General features: G+C 55.9%; 13 protein-coding genes. 3 read left to right on the top strand and 10 right to left on the bottom strand.

The features are described from left to right. Nucleotides 1-19: 19 nt before the first annotated feature. The 7 genes from acpP to yceD form a co-directional block, all read right to left on the bottom strand. On the bottom strand, nucleotides 20-256 hold the full coding sequence (gene acpP, locus HF650_RS09365; protein ID WP_000103754.1) for an acyl carrier protein: 237 nt from the start codon (nucleotides 254-256) through the stop codon (nucleotides 20-22). Between the two features lie 154 nt (nucleotides 257-410). Next, entirely contained in the window at nucleotides 411-1,145 is a 735-nt protein-coding gene (gene fabG / locus HF650_RS09360; RefSeq protein ID WP_187802111.1) for a 3-oxoacyl-ACP reductase FabG, read from the bottom strand. 12 nt (nucleotides 1,146-1,157) lie between these two features. Further along, on the bottom strand, nucleotides 1,158-2,087 hold the full coding sequence (fabD, locus tag HF650_RS09355; RefSeq protein WP_187802110.1) for an ACP S-malonyltransferase: 930 nt from the start codon (nucleotides 2,085-2,087) through the stop codon (nucleotides 1,158-1,160). A 16-nt stretch (nucleotides 2,088-2,103) separates the two neighbouring features. Next, nucleotides 2,104-3,057 carry a beta-ketoacyl-ACP synthase III gene (locus HF650_RS09350; protein WP_023481420.1) on the bottom strand — a complete coding sequence of 318 codons (954 nt, stop codon included), beginning with the start codon at nucleotides 3,055-3,057 and terminating at the stop codon, nucleotides 2,104-2,106. A gap of 6 nt (nucleotides 3,058-3,063) precedes the next feature. Next, on the bottom strand, nucleotides 3,064-4,152 hold the full coding sequence (gene plsX, locus HF650_RS09345) for a phosphate acyltransferase PlsX (protein ID WP_187802109.1): 1,089 nt from the start codon (nucleotides 4,150-4,152) through the stop codon (nucleotides 3,064-3,066). 79 nt (nucleotides 4,153-4,231) lie between these two features. Further along, nucleotides 4,232-4,405, bottom strand: coding sequence for a 50S ribosomal protein L32 (gene rpmF / locus HF650_RS09340; protein WP_006819481.1), 174 nt, complete (start codon nucleotides 4,403-4,405; stop codon nucleotides 4,232-4,234). Between the two features lie 16 nt (nucleotides 4,406-4,421). Next, nucleotides 4,422-4,943, bottom strand: coding sequence for a 23S rRNA accumulation protein YceD (gene yceD / locus HF650_RS09335; RefSeq protein ID WP_187802108.1), 522 nt, complete (start codon nucleotides 4,941-4,943; stop codon nucleotides 4,422-4,424). Nucleotides 4,944-5,084: 141 nt separating this feature from the next. Between yceD and HF650_RS09330 the strand changes: the two genes are divergently transcribed. Both HF650_RS09330 and HF650_RS09325 read left to right on the top strand, forming a co-directional pair. Beyond that, entirely contained in the window at nucleotides 5,085-5,669 is a 585-nt protein-coding gene (locus HF650_RS09330; protein WP_124968673.1) for a nucleoside triphosphate pyrophosphatase, read from the top strand. A gap of 91 nt (nucleotides 5,670-5,760) precedes the next feature. Continuing rightward, nucleotides 5,761-6,906, top strand: a complete 1,146-nt coding sequence (locus HF650_RS09325; protein WP_187802646.1) for an alpha/beta fold hydrolase — start codon at nucleotides 5,761-5,763, stop codon at nucleotides 6,904-6,906. Nucleotides 6,907-6,937: 31 nt separating this feature from the next. Here HF650_RS09325 and rluC read toward each other — a convergent pair whose 3' ends face one another. Continuing rightward, entirely contained in the window at nucleotides 6,938-7,891 is a 954-nt protein-coding gene (gene rluC, locus HF650_RS09320) for a 23S rRNA pseudouridine(955/2504/2580) synthase RluC (protein ID WP_187802107.1), read from the bottom strand. A 108-nt stretch (nucleotides 7,892-7,999) separates the two neighbouring features. After that, a complete protein-coding gene (locus HF650_RS09315) occupies nucleotides 8,000-8,392 on the bottom strand; it encodes a hypothetical protein (protein ID WP_187802106.1) in 393 nt (130 codons plus the stop codon). Nucleotides 8,393-8,463: 71 nt separating this feature from the next. Between HF650_RS09315 and rne the strand changes: the two genes are divergently transcribed. Then, nucleotides 8,464-11,709: a ribonuclease E gene (gene rne / locus HF650_RS09310; protein ID WP_187802105.1), complete on the top strand. Its 3,246-nt coding sequence runs from the start codon at nucleotides 8,464-8,466 to the stop codon at nucleotides 11,707-11,709. Between the two features lie 39 nt (nucleotides 11,710-11,748). Here the strand turns inward: rne and HF650_RS09305 are convergent, their stop codons facing one another. Then, nucleotides 11,749-12,687, bottom strand: coding sequence for a LysR family transcriptional regulator (locus HF650_RS09305; protein ID WP_187802104.1), 939 nt, complete (start codon nucleotides 12,685-12,687; stop codon nucleotides 11,749-11,751). Nucleotides 12,688-12,796: the final 109 nt, after the last annotated feature.

The following is a 12,796-nucleotide window of genomic DNA, read 5'->3' as shown; positions in this document are numbered from 1 at the left end:
ACCGCCTGGAGATGTTCACTTACGCCTGGTGACCGTTGATGTAATCAATGGCAGCCTGAACGGTAGTGATCTTCTCAGCTTCTTCGTCCGGAATCTCAGTATCAAACTCTTCTTCCAGAGCCATTACCAGCTCAACGGTGTCAAGAGAATCAGCGCCCAGGTCCTCAACGAAGGAAGCATTGTTGGTAACTTCTTCCTGCTTAACGCCCAGCTGTTCGCCGATAATCTTCTTAACGCGTTCTTCGATAGTGCTCATACTCTTAAATTTCCTATCAAAACTCGCTTTCGCGATGGTTTTCGTAGTGTATAAAATGTTGAAAAATTTGCAACTAAATCCCGGCAGTTCGTACCACGATTTTACGCTATTTTGAGGCTTTTCACCCCAATAACGCAAATAAATTTCATCGTGGTTAAACCATATACATTCCGCCATTGACGTGCAGGGTTTCACCAGTGATGTAACCCGCCTCATCAGAGGCTAAAAATGCAACCGCGCTGGCGATTTCCTGCGCACCGCCGAGACGGCCTGCAGGCACTTGCGCCAGAATACCCGCACGCTGATCGTCAGATAGCGCACGCGTCATGTCCGTTTCAATAAAACCCGGAGCAACAACGTTTACCGTAATACCGCGGGACGCAACTTCTCGCGCCAGCGATTTACTAAAACCGATAAGACCTGCTTTCGCCGCAGCGTAGTTGGCCTGACCGGCATTTCCCATGGTACCAACCACAGAACCGATAGTGATAATACGCCCATGACGCTTTTTCATCATAGCTCGCATTACCGCTTTTGACAGACGGAAAACAGATGAAAGATTGGTCTCGATAATATCGTTCCATTCATCATCTTTCATGCGCATCAGCAGATTGTCGCGAGTGATGCCGGCGTTGTTCACCAGGATATCGACCTCGCCAAACTCAGCACGAATGTTTTCCAGCACAGATTCGATAGATGCAGGATCGGTTACATTCAACTGCAGACCTTTACCGTTCGAACCCAGATAATCGCTGATTGCCTGCGCGCCGCTTTCGCTGGTCGCAGTACCGATCACCTTCGCGCCGCGGGCTACGAGGGTTTCGGCGATTGCGCGACCAATACCGCGGCTTGCACCGGTAACCAGCGCGATTTTTCCTTCAAAACTCATGGTATTCCTCTTTTATTGCGCAAGTGCCTCTGACATGGCCGCCGGCTCATTCAACGCCGAGGCTGTCAGGGTATCAACAATACGTTTAGTCAGGCCAGTGAGGACTTTACCCGGGCCAACTTCATACAGGTGCTCAATACCCTGCGCCGCCATAAACTCAACGCTTTTGGTCCATTGAACCGGGCTGTAGAGCTGGCGTACCAGCGCATCACGAATCGCTTCCGGTGTAGTTTCACACGCCACGTCGACGTTATTTACCACCGGAATCTGCGGCGCATTAAAGGTAATGTTGCTGAGCTCAGCTGCCAGTTTCTCCGCTGCGGGTTTCATCAACGCGCAGTGGGAAGGCACGCTTACCGGCAGCGGCAACGCGCGTTTTGCGCCAGCGACTTTACAGGCAGCGCCTGCGCGCTCAACGGCTTCTTTATGACCCGCAATCACTACCTGACCCGGCGAGTTATAGTTGACCGGTGATACCACCTGCCCTTCGGCAGAGGCTTCACACGCTTCTGCAATTGCCGCGTCATCAAGACCGATAATCGCGGACATCGCACCGGTACCCGCCGGAACGGCATCCTGCATAAACTTACCGCGCAGTTCAACCAGACGAACCGCGTCAGCAAACGCGATTACGCCCGCGCAGACCAGCGCAGAATATTCGCCAAGGCTGTGACCCGCCATCAGCGCAGGCGCTTTACCGCCCTGCTGCCGCCACACGCGCCACAGCGCAACGGACGCCGTCAACAGCGCAGGCTGTGTCTGCCAGGTTTTGTTCAACTCTTCAGCCGGGCCTTGCTGCACCAGCGCCCAGAGATCGTAGCCCAGCACCGCTGAAGCCTCCTGGAAAGTCTCTTCGATAACCGGCCAGGTTGCAGCCATATCGGCCAGCATGCCAACTGTCTGGGAGCCCTGTCCCGGAAACACAAATGCGAATTGCGTCATTTTTTAGTCCTTATACTCAGAAACGTACCAGCGCAGAGCCCCAGGTGAACCCGCCGCCAAAGGCTTCAAGCAGGATCAGCTGACCCGCTTTGATGCGTCCATCGCGCACCGCTTCATCCAGTGCGCAAGGCACGGACGCGGCAGAGGTGTTGCCATGACGATCAAGTGTAACCACTACATTGTCCATCGACATGCCGAGTTTTTTTGCCGTTGCGCTGATAATACGCAGGTTCGCCTGGTGCGGCACCAGCCAGTCCAGCTCGCTGCGCTCAAGGTTGTTGGCAGCCAGCGTTTCGTCAACAATATGCGCTAGTTCGGTGACGGCAACTTTAAAGACTTCGTTACCCGCCATCGTTAAATAGGTGGGATTTTCCGGATTTACGCGATCGAGATTCGGCAGCGTCAGCAGTTCGCCATAGCTCCCGTCAGCATGCATATGCGTGGAAATAATACCCGGCTCTTCGGAAGCACCCAGTACAGCAGCACCTGCGGCGTCACCAAAGAGGATAATCGTGCCGCGATCCTCTGGATCGAGCGTGCGCGCCAGCGCATCGGAGCCGATCACCAGCGCATGTTTTACTGCGCCGGATTTAATGTATTGATCGGCAATGCTCAGGGCATAGGTAAAGCCTGCACAAGCTGCGGCAACGTCAAACGCCGGGCAGCCTTTAATCCCCAGCATGTTCTGGATCTGGCAGGCAGCGCTTGGGAAAGCGTGGGTCGCTGAGGTGGTCGCGACAATAATTAAGCCAATCTGGTCGTTATCGATGCCGGCCATCTCAAGCGCGCGTTTAGCGGCCTCAAAGCCCATAGTCGATACAGTCTCGTTTGCCGCAGCAATACGACGCTCACGAATGCCCGTACGCGTGACAATCCACTCGTCGGAGGTATCGACCATTTTTTCTAAATCGGCGTTTGTTCGAACCTGTTCTGGCAGATAGCTGCCGGTACCAATAATCTTTGTATACATGTGCGCTCAGTCACTCTTGGATAATATACATACGTTCTTGCTTTCGTCGCCCAGTGCAGACGAAGCCGACGCGATGTACACAGATTCCAGGCGAGCGGCAATCCGCTGTGGGACTTGCCGCTGCACCGCCTGCACTGCCTGCTCAATCGCAACGCAAAACGCGCGCTGATTGGCTGCGCCGTGACTTTTAATCACTGTGCCGCGCAATCCTAACAGACAGGCACCATTATACTGGTCGGGGTTGAGGTGGCTGAATCGACTTATCAGACTTTTTTGTAACCAACGTTTGAGTAAAATGAGCCACCACGCCCTTTTTGTTCCCTCGCCCTGAGATTTCAGCAGCGAAAGAAACATTCTGACAACCCCTTCCATAGTTTTCAGCGTGACGTTTCCGGTAAAGCCGTCACACACCAGCACATCCGTCTTGCCGGTTAATAATTCGTTCGCTTCCAGGTAACCAATGTAGTTGATGGAGGACGCTTCGCGTAACAACGTCGCGGCTTCGCGAATATTGTCATGCCCTTTGCTCTCTTCTTCACCGATATTGAGCAGAGCGACGCGCGGATTGGCAATCTCAAGGATCTCCTCCGCCATAACGGCCCCCATTACGGCAAATTGTGCCAGCATCGTACTGTCACAATCTACATTAGCACCCAGGTCGAGCACCACGGTCTTACCTTTTTGCTGATGCGGCAACACCGTCACCAGCGCCGGACGCTCAATGCCATCGAGGGGTTTGAGCAATAATTTCGCCAGCCCCATCAACGCCCCGGTATTGCCTGCGCTAACGCAGGCCTGAGCGCGCCCCTCTTTCACCAGCTCCAGCGCGATACGCATTGACGTACCGCGGCTATTTCGGATCGCCTGCGCCGCGCGCGCATCACTGGCAATAACTGACTGTGCGGGAACAACAAGCAGGCGAGAGCGCTGCTCGAAATCAGCTTTGGCAAGTAATGGCGTGATTGCGTCGGGATCGCCGACTAACAGGAGAGTAAGCTGCGAATTAGAATTCAGTGCCTGCAAAGCTGCAGGCACTGTCACGGAGGGGCCAAAATCGCCCCCCATGACATCTAACGCCAGGGTTAGACGTGTCAAGGTATCGTCAGAGCCTGGTTCGGTTTATCCCCGCCAGAGCGGGGAAAGCCTCACTAAGCTTCATCACGCTTGCGCGTGATTACTTAGTGATAACCTTGCGACCGCGGTAGAAACCGTCAGCGGTCATGTGGTGACGCAGGTGGGTTTCACCAGAAGTTTTGTCTACAGACAGGCTGGTGACTGCGGTCAGCGCGTCATGGGAACGACGCATGCCACGTTTGGAACGGGTTGGTTTATTCTGTTGTACGGCCATGGACCTTACTCCTCAATTACTTACGCTTTAAGCTGGCTAATACGGCAAATGGATTGGGTTTTTGCGCTTCATCAGGCAACTCCCCAAAGACCATGTCCGCCTCGGACACTTCACAGTGTTCAGAATCATGCACCGGAACTACAGGCAGGGAGAGAATGATTTCATCCTCAACCAACGCCCGCAGATCGATTTCGCCGAATTCGTTAACCTCAATCGGCTCATACGCTTCCGGCAGTGCTTCAGCCTGTTCGTCTGAACGCACAGGACTAAAACAATACGTTGTGTAGACATGATGGGTGAACGGTTTCCCGCAGCGCTGGCACTCGAGCGCTACCGTAACCTTCGCATCGCCGGTTAACACCGCCAGACGCTGATTATCGATAGCAAACGACATGGAGCACTCCACATCAGTTTCTACGCTGACAACAGATTCGGCGACGCGCTCGACCTGATCGAGAGTGTAGACACCCTCATAATCAAGGCGTTTTTGAGCGGTACGAACCGGATCAAGAGTCAGGGGTAATTTTACCTTTTGCATAGGGCGCGCATATTAACTTTGTAACGTCATAGAGTCAAAGAAAAAGGCAGCCTGCGGTTGCCTTTTGCCAATTATTCGCACACATTGCGGCCTACAGTTTAATTTGCCTCTCATCGTTAAGCCATATTTGGTGGAAAAAATATGTCTCCTCTTATTCTTGCTTCAACTTCACCCTATCGTCGCGCCTTGCTGGAAAAACTTGGCCTGCCCTTTGAGTGCGCAGCGCCGCAAACCGATGAAACGCCACACCCCGGTGAAACGCCCCGCCACCTTGTGCTGCGCCTTGCTCAGCAAAAAGCGCAGTCGCTGGCGGAGAAATATCCGCATCACCTAATAATTGGCTCCGACCAGGTGTGCGTACTAAATGGCGAAATTAACGGCAAACCGCATACGGAAGAGAATGCTCGCCAACAATTGCTGAAAGCGAGCGGCAATATTGTCACCTTCTATACGGGCCTGGCGCTTTATAATTCGGCGACCGGGCATCTACAAACGGAGTGCGAACCCTTCGATGTCCACTTCCGCCATTTAAATGAGCAGGAGATTGAGGATTATGTACGTAAAGAGCGTCCGCTTAATTGTGCCGGGAGTTTTAAAAGCGAAGGACTGGGCATCGCGCTGTTCGAACGCCTTGAAGGGCGCGACCCAAATACGCTGGTCGGCCTGCCGCTGATTGCGCTTTGCCAGATGCTGCGGCGTGAGGAGCGCAACCCATTGTTAAGCTAATGCTTAAGCGATCACAGATTGTTTAGTAAACGACCTGTAGAGTCACCCCAAATATTAAAACATCGTTTTAATTTGAGGGATACTAATGAAGATGTCATGCAAAGGGGCGCTGGCCGCCGCGTTACTGATTTCCGCTGCGGCCAGTGCGCAAGAGACGTGGCAAACCGAGGGCGTTGTCGAGGGCAATCTCCCGGCAAGCTGGCCCGCGCTGAAAGCGCATATGCTCTACCCGGACTCCTGGCTCTCCGGCCATTACACCGATTTTAATCAATGGCAAACAGAGAGCCGTCAGCGCTTTCGTGCCGCCCTGCTCACCCCCGATGCCACTAAAATCTTCGCGCCTGAAACAATCAGTAAAGAGGATCGCGGCAGCTACACCGCCGAAAAACTGGCGCTGAACATTACTGACGACAACCGCATTTCGGCCTTGCTGCTGATGCCGAAAACGCCCGGCCCTCATCCAGCAGTCGTGCTGCTGCACGATCACGGTTCGAAATTTGATATAGGCAAAGAGAAGCTCATCAAACCATGGAACGATGCTAAAAAGCTCGCCAGTGCGCAGGCATGGGCGGATAAGTTCTTTAGCGGGAAATTTATCGGTGACGAGCTGGCACAGCGTGGATATGCGGTGATCGCCATCGACAGCCCCGGCTGGGGCGATCGCGGCCCGATGGTCTATGAACAGCAGCAGGCGCTGGCCAGCAACTACTTCAATCTGGGCCGATCCCTTGCGGGCGAAGTAGCATATGAAGATATGCGCACCGTCGATTTTATCGCCGCCCATGCGGGGGTCGACAGCAAGCGCGTCGGCGTGCTGGGCTTCTCAATGGGCGGTTTCCGCGCCTGGCAACTGGCTGCCCTCAACGACAAGGTGGCCGCAACGGCGGTGATTTCATGGTTCGGCACTTACAACGGCCTGATGCAACCCGGTAATAATGTGCTGCGCGGGCAGTCCGCCTTTTATATGTTGCACCCTGGTATGCCAGCGCTGATGGATATTCCCGACCTCGCCAGCATCGCTGCGCCGAAGCCGATGCTGATCTTCAGCGGCGGCAAAGATAAGCTCTTCCCGCCGCAGGCGGTCGAAGAGGCCTTTGAGAAAGTACACCGCGTCTGGGCGTCGCAGCATGCCGAGGATAAACTGGTGACGAAAAGCTGGCCGGAGCTGGGCCATGTTTTTTATCAACAGCAGCAGGATGAGGTCTTTCCGTGGCTGGACAGGTGGCTGAAGCCGTAAGCGGTCCCCTCCATGACGGAGGGGAAAGCGCTTACTTTGCGTTACGCAGCGTCGTCAGGCAGTGCTTGAGGGCATTGTCGAGCGGCGCTTCGATGCGCAGCGTCTCGCCGGTTGCCGGGTGGGTAAACTTCAGTGCCGCTGCGTGCAGGAAGAGGCGCGACAGGCCGGTTGAGGCGAGCTGCTTATCAAACTCGCGGTCGCCGTAGCGGTCGTCAAAGGCGATCGGATGCCCCGCATGCTGGGTATGGACGCGAATTTGATGCGTACGCCCCGTTACCGGGCTGCAGCGAACCAGCGTGGCGAAAGCGTAGCGCTCTTCCACCTTGAAGCGTGTTTCCGACGGCTTACCTTCGCTGTTCACCCGCACAATCCGCTCGCCGCTCTGCAGAATATTTTTCAGCAACGGTGCCTGTACGGTTTTCACGTGGGATTGCCACTGACCGCGCACCAGCGCCAGGTAATCTTTCTGCATCTCTTTGCCGCGCAGCTGCTCATGGAGCGAACGCAGCGCCGAGCGCTTTTTCGCCACCAGCAGCACGCCGGAGGTATCGCGATCGAGGCGATGAACCAGTTCGAGGAAGCGCGCTTCCGGGCGCAACGCACGCAGCCCTTCGATCACACCAAAACTGAGGCCGCTACCGCCGTGTACCGCCGTGCCAGAGGGTTTATTCAGCACCAGAATATGATCATCTTCGTAGAGGATGACGTCCTTAAGCTGGGCGACCTTTTGCAGGTGCGGGGAGACCGCCTCTTCTTCTTTTTCGGCAACGCGCACCGGCGGGATACGAATCTCATCGCCATCTTCCAGTTTATACTCTGGTTTTACGCGCTTTTTGTTCACTCGTACTTCGCCTTTACGCAAAATACGGTAGATCATGCTCTTCGGTACGCCCTTTAACTGCGTACGCAAAAAGTTATCGATGCGTTGCCCCGCTTCGTCTGCGGTGATAGCAACAAATTTTACGGTTAGTGTCTCAGTTTTCATGGGAGGCGATTCTAAATAGCCACGCTAAATAGCGCCACTCATTTTTATATGCTTATATTGACTATTACATTCGGTAAACAGCGTTTCACACCGTTGAGTCGGTGGTTATTAAACCAATCTCCGTGCAAAGGTGAAGAAACTGTGAGTAACCGGGTGATAAATGGTAAAAGTCAGCTTGCTATAACAGGGTTCGCAGGGAATAATGTTGCCGTTTTCCGTGTTGAATTTTGCTAAAACAAGTAAATGAGCGGAATGACCAGTTTTGCCTGTCCGATCATACACGCAGCAATGGCGTAAGACGTATTGAGCTTTCAGGCAGTTAGCGGGCTGCGGGTTGCAGTCCTTACCGGTAGATGGAATCTTCTCTGGAGAGTTTTTCCCAGGCTGTTCCCCTAATAATTGCGCTGTATTTTCCACAGGAAATGCAGGCAACCGACACACTGCGCCTCTTAAGCGAGCGACAACCGTGAGGTTGGCGACGCGGAATAGACTCGAGGCCATCGGTTCTCCCCGGAAAGGCATAATCTTGCCCGCAGCTTAGTCGTCAATGTAAGAATAATGAGTAAGTTACGATGAAAAGAATGTTAATCAACGCAACTCAGCAAGAAGAGTTGCGTGTCGCACTTGTTGATGGGCAACGTCTGTACGACCTGGATATCGAAAGCCCCGGGCATGAACAGAAAAAAGCCAATATCTACAAAGGTAAAATTACCCGCATTGAACCGAGCCTTGAAGCTGCCTTCGTTGACTACGGCGCTGAACGTCACGGTTTCCTCCCCCTCAAAGAGATCGCCCGCGAATACTTCCCCGCCAACTACAACGCGCATGGCCGTCCGAACATCAAAGATGTGCTGCGTGAAGGCCAGGAAGTTATCGTCCAGATTGACAAAGAAGAGCGCGGCAACAAAGGCGCAGCGCTGACCACCTTTATCAGCCTCGCCGGTAGTTACCTCGTTCTGATGCCGAATAACCCGCGGGCGGGCGGCATCTCTCGCCGTATCGAAGGCGACGACCGTACCGAGCTGAAAGAGGCGCTGTCTAGCCTTGAACTGCCGGATGGCATGGGTCTTATCGTGCGTACCGCAGGCGTCGGCAAATCTGCCGAAGCGCTGCAGTGGGATCTCAGCTTCCGCCTGAAACACTGGGAAGCGATCCAGAAAGCCGCAGAGAGCCGCCCGGCTCCCTTCCTGATTCATCAGGAGAGCAACGTTATCGTTCGCGCCTTCCGCGACTATCTGCGCCAGGACATTGGTGAAATTCTGATTGATAACCCGAAAGTGCTTGAGCTGGCTCGCCAGCATATCGCTGCGCTGGGCCGTCCGGATTTCAGCAGCAAAATTAAGCTCTACACCGGTGAAATCCCGCTGTTCAGCCACTATCAGATTGAGTCGCAAATCGAATCCGCCTTCCAGCGTGAAGTGCGTCTGCCGTCCGGCGGCTCGATTGTTATCGACAGCACTGAAGCGCTGACCGCCATCGATATCAACTCCGCTCGCGCAACCCGCGGCGGCGATATTGAAGAGACGGCGTTTAATACCAACCTCGAAGCGGCAGATGAGATTGCTCGCCAGCTGCGTCTGCGCGACCTCGGCGGCCTGATCGTTATCGACTTTATCGATATGACCCCAGTCCGCCACCAGCGCGCGGTTGAAAACCGTCTGCGTGAAGCGGTACGTCAGGATCGCGCGCGTATTCAGATCAGCCATATCTCCCGCTTCGGCCTGCTGGAGATGTCCCGCCAGCGTCTTAGCCCGTCGCTGGGTGAGTCCAGCCATCACGTCTGCCCGCGCTGTAGCGGTACGGGTACCATCCGTGACAACGAATCCCTGTCGCTCTCCATTCTGCGTCTGATTGAAGAAGAAGCGCTGAAAGAGAACACCCAGGAAGTGCACGCTATTGTGCCGGTGCCTGTTGCCTCTTACCTGCTGAACGAAAAACGTGCCGCCGTCAGCGCTATCGAAGCCCGTCAGGGCGGCGTGCGCTGCGTCATCGTGCCGAACGATCAGATGGAAACGCCGCACTACTCGGTGCTGCGCGTCCGTAAAGGCGAAGAGACGCCAACCCTCAGCTACCTGCTGCCGAAGCTGCATGAAGAGGAGATGGCGCTGCCATCCGAAGAGGAGTATGCCGAGCGTAAACTGCCTGAGCAGCCTGCCCTCGCAACCTTTGTGATGCCGGACGTGCCGCCTGTGCCGCAAGCCCAGGAGCCTGTACCCGCAGCCCAGGCACAGCCTGCCGCCACCTCAACCGCAGCACCGGGTCTGTTTGGCCGCATCGTCTCTGCCCTGAAAAACCTCTTCGCTGGCGAAGAAGCGCCTGCGCCGGTTGAAGTGAAGGAAGAGAAGAAAGAGGCGAAACCTGAGCGTACGCAGGAGCGCCGTAAACCGCGTCAAAACAACCGTCGCGACCGTAACGATCGCCGTGACTCCCGTAGCGAAGGCAACGAGGGGCGTGAAGGTCGCGAAAGCCGCGATAATCGTGATAACCGCGAGGGTCGTGAGAGCCGCGAAGGTCGCGAAGATAACCGCCGTAACCGCCGCGAAAAACCGCAGCAGAACGCGGAAAATCGCGAGCCACGCCAGAACACCGTCACAGACGAGTCGGATAAAGCGAAAACCCGCGACGAGCAGCAGCCGTCGCGTCGTGAACGCAACCGTCGCCGTGGCGATGATAAGCGTCAGGCGCAGCAGGAAGTCAAAGAGCTGAACCGCGAAGAGCTGCCAGCTCAGGAGACGGAACAGGAAGAGCGTGTTCAGGTAATGCCGCGCCGCAAACAGCGTCAGCTGAGCCAGAAAGTACGCATCGATGATAACCGTGCTGAAACCGTGGTCGACGAAACCGTCGTGGAGAGCGCACCGGAGCAGCAGCATACTCAGGTGGCGAAACTCGATCTGCCAGCTGTGGCTGAAAACGCGCCGGTTCATGAGCAGGAAGAGAACGGCGAAGCGCGTGAAAACACCATGCCGCGCCGCTCACGCCGCTCCCCGCGTCACCTGCGCGTCAGCGGTCAACGCCGCCGTCGCTACCGTGACGAGCGCTACCCGGTACAGTCCGCAATGCCGCTGACCGTTGCCTGCGCCTCGCCGGAGATGGCTTCCGGTAAAGTATGGGTTCGCTATCCGGTGCCACGTGCGCAGGAAGAGCAGCAAGAGATCCAGCACACTAGCGCGCTGGAAACCGAGCAGCAGCATGCACCAGAGCATGAAGTTGCCCCTGCCGTAGCGGAAGCACAGCTGGTCACCGCCGCGCAGGCTGATGTTGTTGAGCCGCAGGCTCCGGTTGAAGCCGCGCCTGTTAGCGAGCAGCCAGAAGTGGTTGAACCGCAGGCAGCGGTTGCAGAGCCAGCGCCGGTCGAGGTTGAAACGACCCATCCGGAAGCGATCTCTGCCCCGGTAGACGAACAGCCACAGCTGATTGCTGAAGAAGATCGCCCTGTTGCAGAGCAGGTTGTCGAAGAGGCCGAGCCAGTGAAGGAAGAGGCTGCGTCTGCACCGGCTGAGGAAGAAGTTGCGCCGGCGAAAGTTGAAGCGCCTGTTCCAGCGCAAGCCGAAGCCCCTGCTGCGGCGAAAGCTGAAGCGCCTGCGCCGGTGAAAGCTGAAGCGCCTGCGCCGGTGAAAGCCGACGCACCGGTAGTTGTACACGCCCATGCAACCGCGCCGATGACCAAAGCGCCTGCCCCTGCGTATGTACAGGAAGCACCGCGCCACAGCGATTGGGTTCGCCCGGCGTTCAACTTCGATGGTAAAGGTTCTGCGGGCGGCCACAGCGCCACGCATACCGCCACCGCGCCGGCCACTAAGCCGCCAGCAGTCGAGTAAGTTAAACGCTACAACAAGCCGACCTCAGGGTCGGCTTTTTTATGCCCGCAGTTCCGGCTGGCGCATCCCGCTCAGCCCCGGCATCACTTCCCGCATCAATTGTAGAAATTTTCGCAGCCGCGCCGGATAGTAGCGCGCCCACGGATAGACAAGATGGACCGGTAATGGCGCCGCCTGCCAATCCGGTAGAAGCGACACCAGTTTGCCGCTGCGAATATCCTCTTCCACCGCCCAACTGGAGATTAACGTCACGCCCAGCCCGGCGAGTGCCGTATTACGCGCGGCGTAAAGACTGTCTGTAAACAAGCGCGGAGAGATGGCTATTTGCACCGTTTGTTCATCATCCTGCGCATAGAGCGCGATTTGATGCTGGTAGAAGGTACTCAGTGCCACCCACGGTAAGTGGCTCAGCTGTTGCGGTGTCTCGATAGCGGGGAAGCGCTCCAGTAGTGCGGGCGACGCCACCAGGCTGCGCGGCACCTCCGCCAGCAACACCGATACGGTGGCCGGATCGACCTCTGCCCCGACGCGGATAGCGCAATCGATATTGGCGCTAAGAAAATCGACGGTTTTATCATTCAGCATCCACTCCACTGTCAGCTGCGGATGACGTTCAAGAAACTGCGTCAGCGGCACCAGCAACTGCTGCTGGCCAAAAGCATGGGGTGCGCGCACCCGCAGCATGCCGACCGGCTCGTCGTCGGACTGGCTGAGATCGTCCTCCAGCGCGACCCATGCATCTGCCACCCGTTTAGCATGCTGGTAACAGCGCTCGCCGTCGTCAGTAAGCTTCATTGCGTGGGTAGTGCGCAACAGCAGCTTGACGCCAAGCAGCGTCTCCAGCGATTGCAATCGACGGCTAACCGTCGCCTGTGTGGTCTCCAGCTGGCGGGCCGCCGCCGACAGCGAGCCCGCTTCTACAATGCGGATAAAGGTGCGCATTAAGTCCACCCGGTCTATACGCTCTTGTCGCCTCATAATCTTTATGCCTATACGTTACACGTATAACCGTTTTACCACTGTGCTAACTACCGCACCAGAGCGCCATGAGTAAAAATGCCTCCACTCCGTAGCCTGGCTACGCACC

The sequence above is a fragment of the Kosakonia sp. SMBL-WEM22 genome, assembly GCF_014490785.1.
Classification (GTDB): domain Bacteria; phylum Pseudomonadota; class Gammaproteobacteria; order Enterobacterales; family Enterobacteriaceae; genus Kosakonia.
The sequence above is the reverse complement of the archived record's forward strand: the minus strand, read 5'-3'. Positions and strand labels throughout refer to the sequence as shown.

Coding starts and splice junctions, on each gene's coding strand:
- acpP (WP_000103754.1), bottom strand. CDS start 256: ATGAGCACTATCGAAGAACGCGTTAAGAAGATTATCGGCGAACAGCTG.
- fabG (WP_187802111.1), bottom strand. CDS start 1,145: ATGAGTTTTGAAGGAAAAATCGCGCTGGTTACCGGTGCAAGCCGCGGT.
- fabD (WP_187802110.1), bottom strand. CDS start 2,087: ATGACGCAATTCGCATTTGTGTTTCCGGGACAGGGCTCCCAGACAGTT.
- HF650_RS09350 (WP_023481420.1), bottom strand. CDS start 3,057: ATGTATACAAAGATTATTGGTACCGGCAGCTATCTGCCAGAACAGGTT.
- rpmF (WP_006819481.1), bottom strand. CDS start 4,405: ATGGCCGTACAACAGAATAAACCAACCCGTTCCAAACGTGGCATGCGT.
- yceD (WP_187802108.1), bottom strand. CDS start 4,943: ATGCAAAAGGTAAAATTACCCCTGACTCTTGATCCGGTTCGTACCGCT.
- HF650_RS09330 (WP_124968673.1), top strand. CDS start 5,085: ATGTCTCCTCTTATTCTTGCTTCAACTTCACCCTATCGTCGCGCCTTG.
- HF650_RS09325 (WP_187802646.1), top strand. CDS start 5,761: ATGTCATGCAAAGGGGCGCTGGCCGCCGCGTTACTGATTTCCGCTGCG.
- rluC (WP_187802107.1), bottom strand. CDS start 7,891: ATGAAAACTGAGACACTAACCGTAAAATTTGTTGCTATCACCGCAGAC.
- HF650_RS09315 (WP_187802106.1), bottom strand. CDS start 8,392: ATGGCCTCGAGTCTATTCCGCGTCGCCAACCTCACGGTTGTCGCTCGC.
- rne (WP_187802105.1), top strand. CDS start 8,464: ATGAAAAGAATGTTAATCAACGCAACTCAGCAAGAAGAGTTGCGTGTC.
- HF650_RS09305 (WP_187802104.1), bottom strand. CDS start 12,687: ATGAGGCGACAAGAGCGTATAGACCGGGTGGACTTAATGCGCACCTTT.